Annotated in this window: 2 pseudogenes; both read left to right on the top strand. The window is 64.2% G+C overall.

The annotated features are described in order from the left end of the window. Positions 1-147: 147 nt before the first annotated feature. Positions 148-285 (top strand): annotated as a pseudogene (locus AC0L17_RS34525) (recombinase zinc beta ribbon domain-containing protein); the annotation flags it as partial. 159 nt (positions 286-444) lie between these two features. After that, positions 445-676: pseudogene (locus AC0L17_RS34520) on the top strand (recombinase family protein); the annotation flags it as partial.

Genomic DNA, 676 nt, shown 5'->3' with positions numbered 1-676 from the left:
GGACGCAAACGGATTTTGCGCGGGATCAGGCGCGATCGCGCCGACTGGGAGGTCTTGCTCATCGACCATCACGAAGGTTACCTGAGCTGGCACGATTTTGAGAGGAATCAGGGCCTGATCACGGACAATGCCACAAGCAAAGGCTTGGTGCCGCGCGGTGCTCTTCGCCGGGGCGAGTTGCTGCTCGGCGGTCTCTTGCGCTGCGGCCATTGCGGCCGCAAGCTGCATGTCTCCTATTCCGGCAGCAACGGCAATACGGGGCGCTATCATTGCCGCGGAGCGCAGCTCAACCACGGAACCGACCCGTGCATTGGCTTCGGATCGTTGCGGGTCGATCAGGCGGTCAGCGCGGAGGTTCTTCAACGCCTTCAACCGCTCGGCATAGAAGCGGCGATCAAGGCCATCGAGACCTCCACCGTGCAGGCTGGAGAGAAGCGGCGCCATGTGGAGCTCGCACTCGAGCAAGCACGTTATGAAGCCGCCCATGCACGCCGCCAGTATGACGCCGTCGACCCGGACAACCGGCTTGTAGCAGGCGAACTGGAGCGACGCTGGAATGCCGCGCTCGTAGCCGTCCGCGAGCGTCAGGACGAGCTTGACGCGCTCGACCGCCACAAGCCTGAGGCTCTGGGAGACGAGGAACGGCGGAGCCTGCTGCGCATGGGCGCCGATCTCG

Source organism: Mesorhizobium sp. WSM4829 (assembly GCF_055811475.1).
Note: the sequence above shows the minus strand (reverse complement) of the source record. Positions and strands in the feature narration are given on the sequence as shown.